A 15,586-nucleotide genomic window follows, 5' to 3' on the forward strand; every position below is an offset into this window, starting at 1 on the left:
GCGCGGGCTGCTCCACCGCGCCACCGAAGTCCATGGTCACGCCCGCGAACAGGCGCATGGCCGGGTCGTGCGGCCCGTAGTCGCCGCGGGAGCCGCTCCCGCCCCCGGCGGTCACCGAGAGCCGGTCGGTCAGCCGGTGGCGCACGCCGAGGTCGAACTCCAGCGAGTCGTGCGTGTGCCCCTCGCCGTAGGTGCGGCCGGCGATCTCACCGAAGAGCTTCGTGCGCCCGCCCACCGGCACCGAGAGTCCCAGGCCGTAGAAGAGGGCGTCGTCGCCGGCGCCGCCCGCAAACGCGTAGCCGAGGTTCAGGTCGGCCGCGACCCCCGCGCCGAGCGGCAGGCTCACGATGCCGGCGAAGCCGACCTCGCTCTCGCCCGCCCCGCCGCCGTGGGCCTTGTCGTCGAAGGGCAGGGTCACGAAGCCGAGCGCCGCGACGCGGGGGAAGGGGCTGTACTTCAGGCCGAGCGAGCCGTCGCCGATGCGCGTGTCGTCGCCCGCGGGCCCCTCGTGGTGGTGCAGCAGCGGCAGCGAGACCGCCAGCTCCAGGTTGCGCGCGGGCGCCCAGGCGAGCTGCGGCGAGAGGTCCCAGTCCTCGGGGTCCGCCGGCAGATCGTACTTGAGGTACTGGCCGTAGAGACCGAGCCGGAACGCGCCCGGCGCGAGGGTCTCCGCGCTCTCAGTCAGGTACAGTCCGGTGCCGCCGGTCCGGTTGCCTTCCGCGTGCGCGGCGCCGGCGAGACCCACCGCCAGGATGATCCCCGCCGCCGCCCTGCCTGCATACCGCCCCAGTCGCTCGTTCAAGCCGCCCTCCCCACGCCTACTCGTCCTCTTCGTCCTCGTCCTCGTCGAAGTCCTCGTCGTCGTCGTAGTCCTCGTCGTCGTCGAAGTCCTCGTCCTCGTCATCCTCGTCCTCGTCGTCGAGGTCGTCCTCGTCGTCGAAGCCGTCGTCCTCGTCGTCGTCCTCGTCGTCGTCCGCACGGCGGCCTGCCGCCTTCGTTTCACCGTGGCAATCCGTGTACTCCTCGCACTTGACGCAGCAGGTCAGCTTCATCTTCTCCACTTCCTCGCAGCTGTAGTAGTGGTCGCACAGATCACAGCACATCGTCCGTACCGCTCCTCCCGGAAAAATCTCTTAGCAAAGCGCTCCCGCGCAAGTCAAGCGCCCCCGCCCGTCTGCCCGGCGCCGGCGGGGCTCCCGTCCCAGACGCTGACGCGGTTGCGCCCCCCGGCCTTTGCGCGGTAGAGCGCCTCGTCCGCGCGGCCGAGCAGCCCGTTCGCCCCGGGCTCGCCCCCCTGGCTCACGGCCGCGCCGACGCTCACCGTCACGCCCTCGCCGCCCCCCTCGACCGGGATGCGCACGGCGGCCACGGCCTCGCGGACGCGCTCGGCGTGGGCGCGGATGCCCTCGCCGACCTCCTGGAGGATCACGCAGAACTCCTCGCCTCCGTAGCGCGCCACCAGGTCGACGTCGCGCGTGTTCGAGCGGATGCAGTGCGCCACGGCCCGCAGGACCTCGTCGCCGAGCAGGTGACCGTACCGGTCGTTGAAGGACTTGAAGCGGTCGATGTCGACCAGCAGCAGCCCCAGCGGCAGCCGGTAGCGGCGCGCGCGCGCGATCTCGTTCTCCAGCCGCTCGCAGAAGTGGCGGTAGTTGAAGAGGCCGGTGAGCCCGTCGGTGATGGACAGCTGCAGGGTGCGCGCGTAGAGGTTGGCGTTCTCGATGGCCAGCCCGGACTGGTTGGCGATCGTCTCGAGGAACTCCCGCTGGTCGCGCTCCGCACCGGCGGCGCTCTCGACCACGAGCAGGCCGATCGGCGTGCCCTTGGCCTGGATCGGGACGAGCACCGCGCCCGGCGCGCCGATGCGCGCGCAGAACTCCGGCGGCGCCTCGCGCATCAGCTCCTCCCCATGGAGCACGAGCGCCCCGCCGCCGGCGAGCGCGCGCCCGAACAGCGGGAAGCGGGCCGGGTCGATCACGAGCGGCTCCCCCCGCGCCACCCGCTCCCCGAGCCGCCCGTCCTCGCCCGTGAGGAAGATCATGCCCCCCGGGTAGCCGAGGTCGGCGACGATGCTCTGGAGGACCACCGAGAGCACGCCGTCGAGGTCGAGCGTGCCGGCCATCGCCGCCGAAAGATGCTGGAGGATCGTCAGCTGCATGAGGCGCCGGTCGAGCAGCCGGTTGACGTCCGAGAGGATGCTGTCGGTGCTCGTCGGCGTGGCCGGCCCGGCCGCGCCGCGCTCGCGCCCCGCGACCGGGGGCCGCCCGGCCAGCAGCCCGCGGACCAGCCCCACCAGCGCCTGGGAGTCGAAGGGCTTGACGAGATACTCGTCCGCCCCCGAGGTGTGCGCGTAGCGCTTCTCGCTCTCGAGCGAGCGCACCGAGCAGATGACGATCGGGATGCCGGCGGTCCGCGGGTCGTTCTTGAGGAGCCGGCAGACCTGGTAGCCGTTCATGCGCGGCATCATGACGTCGAGGACGATGACGTCGGGGAGCCGGTCGAACGCCTTCTGGATCGCGTCGACGCCGTCGCCCGAGGTGATGACCCGCCACCCCTCGTTCTCGAGGATGAAGCGGTGGAGGCTCAGGATGTCCGGCTCGTCGTCGACGACCAGGATGAGGCGCTCGTCCGCCACCGTCCTTCCTCCAGCACCTTCAGGGCTTCACGACTTCGGTCCCGGCCGGGGGCGAGAAGGCGAAGAGCCCCTTCGCCAGCCCCGTGTCGTCCCGCTCCCCGGAGAAGGTCAGGTGCGTGCGGTTGCCGTAGGCATCCTCGACGGTCGTGCCCGCGAGGCGGCACTCGCCGGGGACGATCTCGAGCGTGAGCCGCACCAGGTCCGCGGACTCCACCCGCGGGCGCAGCTCGACCGCGACGGCCCCACCCGGGCCGCGGGGACAGTCGCGCTCCTCCCAGGCGAACTCCGCCGCGAAGTCGCCCTTGCCGAGCAGGAACAGGAACGGCGTCTGGCGGCTCAGCGCGGCGTCGAGGGGCTGGACGACGGCCTGGCGCCGCTCGGAGCGGTAGAACCAGAGCTGCTTGCCGTCGGCGACCATGAGCTGGGGGTCCGGCGCATCGTACTCCCAGCGCATCCGACCCGGCTTCTGGAAGAAGAGCCGGCCGGTGCGCGTGCGCGGGCGCGCCAGGCTCGCGACGCGGCTCTCCTGCGCGAAGTTCGCGGTGAGGTCCCGCAGCGCCCCGTACCGCCCCTGGACGCACCGCAGCAGCGCGCCCGGGCTCTCCGCGGCAGCCGGCGCCGCGCCGGCGAGCAGCGCCATGGCGAGCGCCATGCCCGCGGCGAGCGCGGGCCGCGACCTCCGTCCCCGCATCGTCGCATTCATCGCTCTTTCCACCCTAGCAGGGTGAGGAAGGCAGGGCAACGCCGCCGTCGATCGCCGCGGCGTACACCTGCAGCACCCGGTCCGCGTGCACGTCCGGGCGGTGGTCGCGCAACGCGCGCTCGCGGCCGCGCACGCCCAGGCGGACGGCGAGCCCGGGGTCCGCCTCCAGGCGCGCCAGGGCGGCCGCGAGCTGGCGCACGTCTCCCGGCTCGACGAGCAGACCGTCGACGCCGTCCTCGACGAACTCCGGCACGCCGCCGATGCGGCTGGCGATCGCCGGCGTTCCCTGCGCGAAACCCTCGAGGATGCTCATGCCGACCGCCTCGAACCAGTCGCACGGGAGGACGGAGGCAATCGCCCCGCGGTACAGCTCGGCCAGCTCGCGCCGCGACCTCCAGCCGAGGAACTCCGCGTGCGGGAGCCCCAGCGCCGCGGCCAGCTCCCGCAGACGCCCCTCCTCCGGGCCGGCGCCGGCGATCAGCAGCCGCGGCGGGCGCTCCAGCAGCGCCGCCGCGCGCAGCAGGTGGTGGACGCCCTTCTCGCGGACAAGCCTCCCGGCGTACACGAAGCCCTCCCGGGGCCGCGCGGGGGCGGGGGCTCCAGGCTGCGACGCGTCGAGCCCGTAGGGCACGACGGCCAGACGGCGCTCGTCGATCCCCGCCCGCAGCGCCAGCTCGCGCATCGCCCGGCTCGCGACGACGAACGCCGCGGGCGAGCGGTAGTACCCGGCCGCGTGGTACCAGGAGTGGACCAGCGCCGTGGCCGCCCGGTGCCACCGCGGGCCGGGGAGGCAGCCGTGCACGAGGGCGGGCAAGGCGTTGCCGCGGATGCAGGGCTCCGTGGCGCAGCGGCGGCCGTCGCCGCGCACCAGCGAGTGCGCCGGGCAGAAGAGCCCCGCGCCGTGGATGGTCATGACGATCGGAACGCCGCGGCGCCGGCACGGTCCGAGCACCGCCGGCGTGAGATGGAAGGACGTCGTGTGCTCGTGCACCACGTCCGGCCGCGCCGCGGCGAGCATGCGCTCCATGGCGCGCACGGCCTCCCGATTGTGGAACGGCCGCGCCGCGTGCCGGATCCGCCCGCCCCACCCCAGCGCCGCGGGGTCGACGAAGCGCGGGAACAGGCCGGTGCGCCCGTAGCCCGCGTCCCAATGCGGCCGCTTGTCCGTGCAGAAGAACTCGACCTCGTGCCCCGCCGCGCGCAGCGCCCCGGCCTCCTGGAACATGCACGTCCCCGAGCCGCTCTCGATGTGGAACCAGTTGTGGACGAAGAGGACCTTCATGGCGTGCGCCCCGCCGCCGCCACCCGCTCGTAGAGCGCGACATACCGCGCCACGATCCTCGGCCAGTCGTACCGGGCAGCCTCGACGCGACCGGCCGCGGACAGCCGCGCCCACAGCCCCCGGTCCGCGAGAACCGCCTCGAGGGCCCCGGCGAACGACCGCGGCTCGGGCGCGGCCAGCAGCCCCGTGCGCCCGTCCGCGATCACGTCGCGCACGCCGGGGATGTCGGTCGCCACCGCCGGGGTGCCGTGGCTCATGGCCTCGATCAGCACGATGCCGAAGGACTCCCGCTCCGATGGCAGCGCGAGCGCGGCCGCGCTGCCGTACTCGCGGGAGAGCGCCGCGCCCTCCAGCCGCCCGGCGAAGACAACCCGGTCCTCAAGCTTCAGCGCCGCGACCAGCCGCTGCAGGCGCTCGCGCTCCTCGCCCTCGCCGACGATCCGCAGCGTCGTCGGCCGCCCGCGGCGCACCAGCAGGTGAACGGCCTCGAGCAGCAGCGGGATGTTCTTCTGGCGGCAGAGGCGGCCCACGAAGAGCAGCCGCTCCTCCCCCCGCCAGCTGTCCCCGGACGGCGGCGGCTCCACCCCGGCGGGGATGACCTCGATCCTCTCGGCGGCGACGCCGTGGGCCTCCGCCACGAGGCGGGCGTATCCGGGCGTGTAGACGACGACGGCCGCGGCCGCGCGCAGCACCGGCGCCAGCAGCAGGCGCTTGTAGAGCGGCAGCAGACATCCCAGGGGACCGGAGGGGCCGATGTCGAGGTGCAGATGCGCGATGAACGGGAAGCGACGGACCGCGCCGCCCCAGCGCACCAGCTCCGGCACGAGCGGCTGGGCGACGTGCAGGTGCACCACCGCGTCCGGCGGGAGCCGCAGCAGCCGCGGGACGAGCCCGGGGATGACGGGCGTGCGCGCGAACTCGAATGCCGCGCACCTGCTCACCGACACCCCATCGGGCACCGCGGGCCTCCGCGGCAGTGCCGAGGTGACCACCCTGACATCCAGGCCGGCCGCCGCGGTCCTCTCCGCGATCTGGCGGGTGAGCGTCTCCATCCCCCCGAGGTGCGGGGGATAGTATGGCGCCACGTGCACGATCTTCACGCCGCCGGGTCCCCGCACCAGCCGCACAATTCCCTGAAGAGCCGGTCATGCCGCTCGACCTGCCGGCTCCAGGCGTAGCCGGCGGCCCGGGCGCGCGCGGCCTCTCCCATGCGCCGTGCCGCCGCAGGTGCGGCCAGCAGCACCTCCAGCGCCCGCGCGAGCGCCGGCGAATCGCCCGGCGGCAGGAGCAGGCCCGTGTGACCGTGCTCGACCGCCGCGGGCACGCCCCCGACGGCCGACGCAACGGCCGGGGTCCCGCAGGCGGCGGCCTCGAGCAGCACCATGCCGAACCCCTCGCACTGGTTGAGCGAAGGGAGAACGACAGCGGCGGCGAGGCGCAGGTATCCCGGCAGCAGCTCGTCCGCGACCTCGCCGGTGAACTCGACGTGATCCCGGGCGCCGAGCTGGACTGCGCGCCTCCGGTACTCGCCTTCCCCGTCTCCGCCGCCGAGCACGAGACAGAGGGCCTGCGGGCGGGCGACGCGCAGCAACGCCATCGCCTGCAGCAGCACCTCGACGCCCTTGTGGCGGTGCGTCCGGTCGAGCTGGCCCGCGAACACGACGACCTCCCGTCCGGCGTAGCGCTCGCGCAGGCCGTCGGGGGGCGCGGCCGGATGAAAACGGGTGAGGTCGACGCCCGGGGCGATCACGACGATCTTGCGCGCGTGCGGGCGCAGATGCGGCGACAGCGCGGCGTAGCGTTCCGAGGTCGCCACGATCCGGCTGGCGCGGGCGAGGGTGCCGCGCAGCAGCGCGACCTGGTAGCAGCGGGCCGCGGCACGCGCGGCCGGGGCATCCTTGACGATGTCGTTGTGGTACGTGACGACGGTCGGGACACCCGCGGCGCGCCGCACCGCAAGGTCGGCGAGAAACGGCACGGGCAGGTGGGCGTTGATGACGTCGGGACCGGCGGCAGCGGCGATCTGCCGCAGCCGCCACCACCACCCGGGGTGCAGCGGCGTGTTCGAGACCCGCACCAGCCGCCCGAGGCGGTGGACCGTCACGCCTTCGGCGCGGACGACCTCGTCGGGCCCGCCTTCGTGCCGCGTGGTCGCGACGGTCACCTCCCAGCCGCGCCCGGCCAGCCCGCGGCTGACGTTCCCGGCATAGTTCTCGACGCCGCCCCGCTTCGGCGGAAAGTAGGGCGCGACCAGCAGCAGCCGTGGCGCGCGGCGGGCCGGCCCGCGCTCCGTCGCCGTGAGGACCGAGGCGTTCGCGCCGCTCATCTCCGGCGCACCAGCGCGACGAGCTTGGTCAGCGAGCGCCAGCTCACGCGCAGGACCGAGGAGACCGCCGCCGCGAGGTAGGCCGGCTTCCTGCGGCTCGCGGCGAGCAGCCGCAGATACCACCGGCTGCAGGAGACGATGGAGAAGTTGTTCCGCAGGTAGTACCGGAGGTTGAGGGCCACATACAGCCGCCCCAGGTCGAGGTCGTGGCTCGCGAGCCGCAGGCGCGGATCGACAATGCGATTGTACAGGTCCGGCCGCGCGAAGACGCGGTAGTCCTCCGGCCCGAGGCCGTCCGCGCCGAAGCGCTCCTCGAAGATTCGGCTGCCGGGCATGGGGGCGGTCAGCAGCAGGCTGTAGTGGTCCGCGCGCAGCTCGCGCATCAGCCGCCGGGTCAGCCGCACGTCCTCCTCGGTCTCGCCCGGGGTGTTGAGCATGATGTTGGCGAAGACGCGCAGCCCGTGCTCGCGGCAGAGGGCGACGGCCCGGTGAGCGTCCGCGACCGTCGTGCCCTTGCGCATCCGACGCAGCGCCGCGTCCGAACCGCTCTCGATGCCGAAGTCCAGCTGCACGCAGCCGGCGTCCCGCAGCTCCCGGGCCAGGGGCTCGTCCAGCACGTTGACGCGCGTCTGCGCGGCCCACGGCAGCCCGAGGCCGGAGGCCCGGTAACCCTGGCAGAACTCGAGCGCGCGTGAGGGCGGCACCGCAAAGGTGTCGTCGGCGATGTAGAAGCTCTCGAGCGCGAAGCCCTCCCTGAGCCAGCGCAAGGTCTCGATGACGTGCGCGACGGGGCGGTGGCGGATCGTCGGCGCGAGGCCCTGCGCCTCCTGGATCATCCGGGCGGCGCAGAACGTGCAGCCGAAGGGGCAACCGCGCGAGGTGTAGATCTGCACCCCGGAGAGCAGCAGCGTCCGGGCCACGAAGCGGTTCGGCCGCAGGTAGTACTCCATGTCCAGAAGATCGTAGGCGGGCCGGCTGAGGGTCCCGAGGTCCTCGACGAAGGGCCGCCGGGACGTCCGCACCACGCCCCCCCCGCGCCGGAACGCGATGCCGCGGACTTCGTCGCGCGCCCGGCCGCCGTCGTCGGCGACGAGTTCCGGGAGGGTCACGTCGCCCTCGCCGATCACCGCCACATCGAACGGGCTCCCCGGGTAGAAGAAGTCCGCGGGACGGAGCGTCGGGTGGGGACCGCCGACGACGATGGGCACCGGCGTGCGCTCGCGGATGCGCTCGGCCAGCTCGCGGCAGCACCAGTAGTCCGAGGTGAAGCAGGAGAGCCCGACCCACGCCGGCGAACGGCGGGCGACCTCCGCGACGATCTCGTCGATGAGGACGGCCACCGCCGCTTTCGAGAGGGGCGCGTGCGGCGGCAGCTTGCGGTCGACCAGGGCGACGGGCAGTCCTGCCGCCCGCAGCGCGGCGGCCAGCTCCAGCAGCGAGTGCGGGACGATCGGGCAGTCGGCCCACATCGGCGAGGAGACGAGCAGCGCCAGACCCGCGGACATCGCGCCCGCCACCGTTATCCGAGGGAACCGCACTCGGCCGGCGAGCCGTCCTCGAACCCCGGGACCACCTGGAACAACTCCGCCTCGACGCGCCCGGCCCGGACGCTGTCGAGCCGGAACGAGAAGCGGGTGAAGACGTGCACCAGCACGTCCTTCTCCTGCTGCATCTGCGGATAGTAGTCGCTGTACAGCGTGATCAGCCAGAAGCGCTGCCCGTCCTGCAGCGAGGCGACATCCCTGCGGAGGTCTGCGCGGAAATTCTCGTCACGGATGACCGCGTAGCGGAAGGAGTTCCCCCAACCGCGCTGCGCCCACTCGAGCTGCACCGTGACCAGACCGAACATCTGGACAAAGACGATGTCGTCCGGCTCGAGCCTTGGCGCCATGGCTTCCGCCAGGGCCCTGACGTCGGGCCCCGGCGGCGGCTCGTAGGTTGCGGTGACGGCGGGAACGGACCACCACAGCAGCAGCGCCGCCGCTGCCCCGCCGCCGAGCAATCGCAGCCGGCGCTTCGGGAGCAGCTGCAGCCAGTCCAGCGCCGACGCCAGAAAGAGCAGCGTCAGCGGCAGGGCGAAGAGGATCACCCGGCCCATCAGGGGGAATGCCACGGGACTGGAAAGCGCCTGCAGGGCGGTGGGCACCGGCGCCAGCTGGAAGACCGTCGCGACCGCGTACGTCGCGAGCGGCGAGAACAGCAGCAGCGCGATCGCCGGGGATCGCCTGAGCAGCAGCAGCAGGCCGGACGCGGCCAGCATCCCCACTGAGAGCGCCTCCGGAAAATCGAGGGGGTCGCGGAAGAACCGGAGCGCTGCCGTGACGTACCAGACCAGATCCCCAAGGGAGTGGGGCGGGAACGGGAGATTGAAGGAACCCCAGAACAGATCCAGCGCCCGCGACTCGATGACCGGCCTGAGATGTCCGAGGTACTGGACGATGAAGACGAGGGCCCAGGTCGAACCCCAGGCCGCGGTGATGGCCGCCCGGCGCCAGCGCCCCTGCCACAGCGCGTCCAGCAGGACGAAGCAACCGAGGCCGGCACAGATGAAGATCATCTCGAACGAGAGGAGCAGCGAGACGAGGCCGGCAATCCAGAGCGACCACGGGAAGTCCCGCTCCTGGTCACGCAGCTCCAGCAGCATCAGGGCCAGCAGGACGACCGCGAGCACGTCGAAGCCATACTGCTTGGCGTTCGCCGAGTAATAGATCAGCGGTTCGGAAACGGCCACGAGGTACGTTGCCACGAGCGCGCTCCACGGAGTCAGCGCGCGGCCCGCCAGCCGCGCGAAGACCGGGAGCGCCGCGAGACCCGCCAGCAGCGACGGCAGCCGGAAGGCGTAGGGGTGGTTGCCGAAGAGCGAGCCGCAGGCCTTGAGCATGAGCATGTACAGCGGCGTCTCCATCAACATCGGGTCGCCGCCGTTTCTCAGCACTGCTGCCCAGGATGCGGTCAGCTCGCAGTAGATCAGGCCCGACTCGTCGCCCCAGGGCGTGGCGTTGCGCTGGAAGAATGCCACGCGGAGCAGCGCGCCCAGTGCCAGCGTCAGGCCGGTCAGCCGCGCAGGGTCGCGCAGCCAGGCCTCTACGCCCGGGCGACGATGCGGATCATGCCACGCCACGGACGGCTCCCGGGATCGCGGCAACGCGGCCGCCGCCGACAAGGAAGAGTGGGTCGCCGCCCATCGACCGGGCTGACGTGAACGTCGGCACAAGGCGGAACGGATGCACTGCCGAATTATAACAGCGCCTCCAAGTCAAGGGCTGAAAGAACTGTTGAAATATGAGATAAATCATTATAATTGCTGATGATCATCATGTTGACCTGGCTCTCTCCGGGAGGGTAACGTACAAGAGACGTGAACGCGAGAGATCCCGGTGCGGGTGCCATGTTGCTGGGGGACATGCGCGCCGATGCCCCAGAGCCGCGCAGCGGGCGTCCCCGATGAGCCGCATTCTCGTCGCCAATCCCCCGACGGAGCGGCACCCCGGGCGCTTCTTCCGGCCGGTGCGGTTCCCGACCTACCAGTATGCGACGCCGGTCATGCACCCGCCGCTCTACCTCCTCTCGGCGGCGACCGCGCTCCGGGACCTCGGTGGCCACGCCGTCTCCTTCGTCGATGCCCAGGCGCCGGGGCTGACCGTGGCGGCGTTCCTCCGGCGGGCGCAGGCGCTGCGTCCCGAGCTGGCCGTGCTCGAGACCTGCCTCGCCTCGTTCTCCGGGGACGTCGCGGTTGCCGCGGCGCTGCGCCGGACGACCGGCTGCCGGGTCATCCTCTGCGGGCCGCAGCTTGGCATGCCGGAGATCGCCCGGGCGATGCTCGCCCATCCGGACGTCGACGCGCTGGTGCTCGGCGAGTACGAGATGTCCCTGCTGGAACTGGTGGCGTCGGGCCTCGCCGCCGGCGTGCCGGGGACCGCGGTGCGGGGGGCCGGAGGCGAGGCCGTCCTCGGCCCGAAGCGCCCGCGGCTGCGCGAGCTCGATCTGCTCCCCGACCCCGACCAGCGCTGGCTTGACCACGCCGCCTACTATGACCCGCTCCTGCGCAACCCCTTCGCCTTCTTCCTCTCGGCGCGCGGGTGCCCGCACGGCTGCGTCTTCTGCTCGTGGCCGCAGACCTTCAGCGGGCGCGCGCACCGGACGCGGTCGCCGCGCCGGGTCGCGGAAGACATCGCCCGGACGCTGGCCGCGGCCCCGCGGCTGCGCAGCTTCCTGTTCAACGACGACACCTTCACCGTCGAGCGCCGGCACTGCCTGGCCGTCTGCGAGGAGCTTCGCGCCTGCGGGGTCCGCACGCCGTGGGGCTGCTACACGCGCGCGGACTTCGACGACCTCGAAGTGCTTCGCGCGCTCCGGTCCGCCGGCTGCCGCCTGCTCAAGGTCGGCGTCGAGAGCTCCGATGCGGGCGTCCAGCTCCAGGCGGGCAAGCGCTGCGACATCCCGCGGGCACGGCGGGCCATCGCCCTGATGAAGGAGCTGGGGTTCAGGGTTCACGCCACGTTCGCCTTCGGCCTGCCGGGGGAGACGCGGGCGACGATCGCCGCGAGCGTGCGCTGGGTCTGCGCCGTCGATCCGCATTCGGTGCAGTTCTCGGCGGCGGTGCCCTACCCGGGGACCGCCTTCCACGACTACCTCGCACGAGGCGGGCACCTGCTGCCGCACAGCTGGGACGACCTGACGCCGCTGCGGCCGGTGTACCGCTACCCGGACCTCGCGCCCGACGAACTGGCCCGCGCGGTGCCCGCGGCCTACCGCCGCTTCTACCTGCGCCCTCGCGCCGTGGCGCGGCTGCTCGCGCGGCTGGCGGCGGAGCCGGGCCGGATCCCCGGCCTGGTGTCGCGGTCCGCCCGCCTGCTCGCCGACCGGGGGCGCGCGTGACGAGGCCGGCCGCGCGGGTGGCGATCGTCATCCCGGTCTACAACGGGCAGCGGACGATCCAAGCCTCGGTCCGCTCGGCGCTGGCGCAGCGGCACCCGGCGTGCACGGTCATTGTCGTCGACGACGGCTCTACGGACCGGACGCCGGAGATCGTCGCATCGATCCCGGGGGTGACGCTGCTGCGGCAGGAGAACCGCGGCCCGGCGGCCGCGCGCAACCTCGGCTGGCGCTCGGCCGTCGACGCGAAGTTCGTCTTCTTCCTCGACGCGGACTGCGTTGCCCCGCCGGACTGGGTCGGCCGGCTGCTCGCGCACCACCGCGAGAAGCGGACGAGTTGCGTGGGCAGCGCGTACGGGATCGCCAACCCCGAATCCCTGCTCGCCCGCGTCATCTACCGCGAGTTCGAACGCCGGTACGAGTTCTGCGGCCTGCATCCAGCGTTCGTCGGCGCCCACGGCTACTCGTTCCGCCGCTCCCGCCTGGAGCGCCTCGGCGGGTACGACGAGAGCTACCGGCACGCGAGCCACGAGGACAACGACCTCGGCTGGCGGCTCCTCCGCGCCTCGCGGCGGCTCCGGCTGGTCCGCGACGTGCGCGTCAGGCACCACTTCCCCGAGAGATTGGGACCCTACCTGCGCACCCAGATGCGCCACGGCTTCTGGCGCATGAAGCTGCTGCGCGCCCACCCGGCGAGCGCGCTGGGCGATGAGTACAGCAACCTCTTCGACTACCTCCAACCGCCGCTCATGCTTCTGGCCGCGCTGCTCCTGGCCGCCGGCGACGGCCGGGGGGCGGCTGCGGGCGTGGCGCTGGCGCTGGCGGCGATCGCGCTGGCGCTGCAGGCCCCGGTCGCGTCGGGCCTTCGCCGCCTGGGGAGCCGGCGGCGCGAGGTGGCCTTCTACTCCCTCGTGTTCAGTCCGCTGCGGGCGCTGGCCCGGGGCGCGGGGATGGCCGCCGGCGTCTTCTGGTTCTGGGTGCTGTGGCGCGATTCGCTGGCCGCGTCGCCGCGTGCCGCGGAGCTCCCCGCCGCCGGCCGACAGGGCGAGATCGCAACCTGAGGCCGGCCAACGGCTGCGCGGCGCCTCAGAACGGATAGCCGATCGTCAGGTGCCACTGGGAGGCCGACTCCCCCTCCTCCCGGTCGAGCTTGTAGCCCCAGTCCAGGCGGACCGGCCCGACGAGCGTCTCGTAGCGCAGCCCGGTGCCGATCGACGGCTTGACTCCCGACGGAGGCAGGTTCGCCTGCTCGGACCAGAGCTCGCCGGCGTCCAGGAACAGCACGCCACGCAGCTTCCCGCGCATCGTGAAACGCAGCTCGGCGTTCGCCAGCCCGAAGGCGTTCCCCCCCAGCGGGTTCCCGTCGGCGTCCTTGGCGCCGATCGACTTGTAGTCGTAGCCGCGCACGGTGGTGTCGCCGCCGAGGAAGAAGCGCTCCGACAGCGGCAGGTCCCCGCCTTCGAGCAGCAGTTGCGTGAAGCCGCCGCGCAGGCCGAGCGCCAGCTCGGCCCGCCCGCCCAGGGGCAGGTACCACGAGGCGTCGAACTGGTACTTGGCGAAGCTGGTGTCGCCGCCGAAGAGCGGCCGCGCGACCTCGACGCCGGCCAGCAGGTAGGTGCCGCGCCGGGGCAGGAGCGGGTTGTCGCGCCGGTCGTGCTCGAGCGAGGCGGCGAGGCTGGCGATGTTGATGTTCTCGAGCGGGCCGAGGTCGGCGGTGAGCGTCGGGTCCACGTCGGAGTAGGCGACGAACTCGTAGCGGTAGCGCAGGTTCAGCAGCAGCCGCGGCAGCAGCTCGCGGTTGGCGCCGAGCAGCACGCCCCGGCGCAGCAGGTCATACCCCTCCTCGGCGCGCTGCTCGTAGTAGAGGTCGGCCTGCCCCTTGTATTTCTCCGCGAACAGCCGGGGCTCCTGGTAGAACAGGTCGTGGCGGTAGCCGACCTCGCTGACCGTGCTCTTCCAGCGCAGGCCGCGGCCCGTCCCGAAGAGGTTCTGCTCGCCGGCCTCGCCGAAGCCCCGCAGCCCCTCGTCGGTGGAGTACCCCAGCCCGAAGCCCACGAACCCCGTCCGGCGCTCGCGCACGGCGATGACCAGGTCCTGCGGCTCGCCCGGGGCGACCGGCTCCGGGAGCTGGTAGCGCACCTCGCGGAAGAGCCCGAGGTCGTAGAGCTTGAGCTTGCCCAGGGCGAGCGCCTCCGGGTCGAGCGGGTCGCCCGGCTTGAGCGGCAGCTCGCGCACGATCACGGACCGGCGGGTGGCCGCGTTGCCCGTGACCACGACCGCGCCGAGCCGCTGGCGGCGCCCCGGCTCGAGCGTGACGCGCAGGTCGACGGCGGTCCGGTCGGCCGCGAAGTCCGGGCGCACGCGCGCGACGCAGCCGGGGAAGCCCTGGCGCACGCAGGCCGTGCGCACGCGGTCGGTCACCGACCGCGGCAGCGCCTCGTTGAACGGGTCGCCCTCGCGCGCGCCGACGGCGGCCTGCAGCACCTCGGGGCGGATCGCCGGCGCCCCTTCGATCGAGACGTGCCGCACGAGCGTCCGCGGGCCCTCGCGCACCGCGAAGATGACGTCCGCGCCCGCCGGCCCCGCGTCCGGCCAGACCTCGGGCGTGGGGACCTCGGCGCGGTTGAAGCCCGCGTCCCGGTACCACGACTCGATGCGCCTGCGGTCGGTCTCGAGGTCCGTGACGCGCAGCACCTGGCCGTCCCGGGTCGCCAGCCGCTCCCGCGCCCAGGCTTCGGTGAAGTAGGTGAAGCCGCGCAGGCGCACGGCGCCGACGGTGATCTGCCGCCCCTCCCGCACGGTGTAGACCACGGTGCCGGCGGCATAGTCGGCCTGTACGTCGACCTCGGCGAGGTAGAACCCCTTCTCCTGGTAGCGGGCGAGGATGCGGTCGCGTCCCTCGGCGACCTCCTCCTCGTCGAAGAAGCCCGAGCGCGAGAAGGTCAGCAGGCCGCGCAGCTCGCCCTCGGAGATCGCCGAGGCGCCGCGGACCGTCGCGGCGTACCGCCGCCCCTCCACGACCTCGACGATGACGGCCACCGCCTCGAAGCCGCCGGCCCCGAGGCTCAGGAAGCCCTTCACCGGGCTGGTCAGCAGCGAGAGGAAGCCGAGCTTCCCCCCGGTGGCCTCGACCCGGCCGGTGACGCGCACGTCCAGGTAGCCGCGTCCCTGGTAGAACTCCCGCAGGCGCTCGAGGCCGCGCTGGAGGTCCGCGCTGCGGTACATCGTGTAGCGGCCGATGCCGAGCGCCGCGCGCGCCTCGTCGGCGTCCACGCCGGCGGCCCCGCGCACCTCGACCCGGCCGACGAACCGGGCGCGCCCCTCGGCGACCCGGTAGACCACGCGCACCTCGCCTTCGCCGCGCTCGACCTCGTCCGTGATGGCGGTGCCCTCGAACCCCTGTTCCCCGTAGTAGCGCAGCATGCGCCCGATGTCGCCGCGCACGGTCTCCTCGCGGAACGGCAGCGCGGGGCGCAGGCGCACCGCCGGCGCGAGGTCCCGCTCGAGCACGAGGTAGTTGCCCTTGATCGCGACGCTGCGGACGAGGGCGTACGGCGCCAGCGTGAAGATCACCCGCGGCCCGGCCGGGCCGGGCTCGATCGCGCCGGCGACCGACTCGAAGAGCCCGGTCTCGCGCAGCAGGCGCAGGTTGCGCTCGAGCAGCTCCGGCACAACCGGATCCCCGGGGCGGACCGCGACCAGCTCGGCGAAGCGGTAGCGGCCGAGGCGGTCCGTCGGGGCGAAGGCCACCTCGGCCACCCGCGC

12 protein-coding genes are annotated in these 15,586 nt (G+C 73.1%); 2 read left to right on the forward strand and 10 right to left on the reverse strand.

Annotated elements, in window-relative coordinates; genetic code table 11:
* The 9 genes from VI078_08970 to VI078_09010 all read right to left on the reverse strand — a co-directional run.
* On the reverse strand, positions 1-802 hold an 802-nt coding region (locus tag VI078_08970; protein HEY5999412.1), incomplete at its 3' end, for a hypothetical protein.
* A gap of 16 nt (positions 803-818) precedes the next feature.
* Positions 819-1,103, reverse strand: coding sequence for a hypothetical protein (locus tag VI078_08975; protein ID HEY5999413.1), 285 nt, complete (start codon positions 1,101-1,103; stop codon positions 819-821).
* A 53-nt stretch (positions 1,104-1,156) separates the two neighbouring features.
* Positions 1,157-2,635 (reverse strand): diguanylate cyclase, encoded by a 1,479-nt coding sequence (locus VI078_08980; protein ID HEY5999414.1) that lies wholly within the window; start codon positions 2,633-2,635, stop codon positions 1,157-1,159.
* Between the two features lie 19 nt (positions 2,636-2,654).
* Positions 2,655-3,326 carry an outer membrane lipoprotein carrier protein LolA gene (locus VI078_08985; GenBank protein ID HEY5999415.1) on the reverse strand — a complete coding sequence of 224 codons (672 nt, stop codon included), beginning with the start codon at positions 3,324-3,326 and terminating at the stop codon, positions 2,655-2,657.
* 25 nt (positions 3,327-3,351) lie between these two features.
* Positions 3,352-4,620 (reverse strand): glycosyltransferase family 4 protein, encoded by a 1,269-nt coding sequence (locus VI078_08990; GenBank protein ID HEY5999416.1) that lies wholly within the window; start codon positions 4,618-4,620, stop codon positions 3,352-3,354.
* Positions 4,617-5,720, reverse strand: a complete 1,104-nt coding sequence (locus VI078_08995) for a glycosyltransferase family 4 protein (protein ID HEY5999417.1) — start codon at positions 5,718-5,720, stop codon at positions 4,617-4,619. Before VI078_08995 ends, VI078_08990 begins: the two co-directional genes overlap by 4 nt.
* The gene (locus VI078_09000) at positions 5,717-6,946 is read right to left on the reverse strand and encodes a glycosyltransferase family 4 protein (GenBank protein ID HEY5999418.1); all 1,230 of its coding nucleotides are present in this window, start codon (positions 6,944-6,946) and stop codon (positions 5,717-5,719) included. The genes VI078_08995 and VI078_09000 overlap by 4 nt, the downstream gene beginning before the upstream one ends.
* Positions 6,943-8,451: a radical SAM protein gene (locus VI078_09005; GenBank protein ID HEY5999419.1), complete on the reverse strand. Its 1,509-nt coding sequence runs from the start codon at positions 8,449-8,451 to the stop codon at positions 6,943-6,945. The genes VI078_09000 and VI078_09005 overlap by 4 nt, the downstream gene beginning before the upstream one ends.
* Before the next feature lie 14 nt (positions 8,452-8,465).
* Complete coding sequence (locus tag VI078_09010) at positions 8,466-10,067, reverse strand: glycosyltransferase family 39 protein (protein HEY5999420.1); 1,602 nt, start codon at positions 10,065-10,067, stop codon at positions 8,466-8,468.
* A 323-nt stretch (positions 10,068-10,390) separates the two neighbouring features.
* Between VI078_09010 and VI078_09015 the strand changes: the two genes are divergently transcribed.
* Positions 10,391-11,824, forward strand: coding sequence for a radical SAM protein (locus tag VI078_09015; protein HEY5999421.1), 1,434 nt, complete (start codon positions 10,391-10,393; stop codon positions 11,822-11,824).
* Positions 11,821-12,882, forward strand: a complete 1,062-nt coding sequence (locus VI078_09020; GenBank protein HEY5999422.1) for a glycosyltransferase family 2 protein — start codon at positions 11,821-11,823, stop codon at positions 12,880-12,882. Before VI078_09015 ends, VI078_09020 begins: the two co-directional genes overlap by 4 nt.
* A gap of 25 nt (positions 12,883-12,907) precedes the next feature.
* Here VI078_09020 and bamA read toward each other — a convergent pair.
* On the reverse strand, positions 12,908-15,586 hold a 2,679-nt coding region (gene bamA, locus VI078_09025), incomplete at its 5' end, for an outer membrane protein assembly factor BamA (GenBank protein HEY5999423.1).

The organism is bacterium, assembly GCA_036524115.1.
GTDB lineage: Bacteria > JAUVQV01 > JAUVQV01 > JAUVQV01 > DATDCY01 > DATDCY01.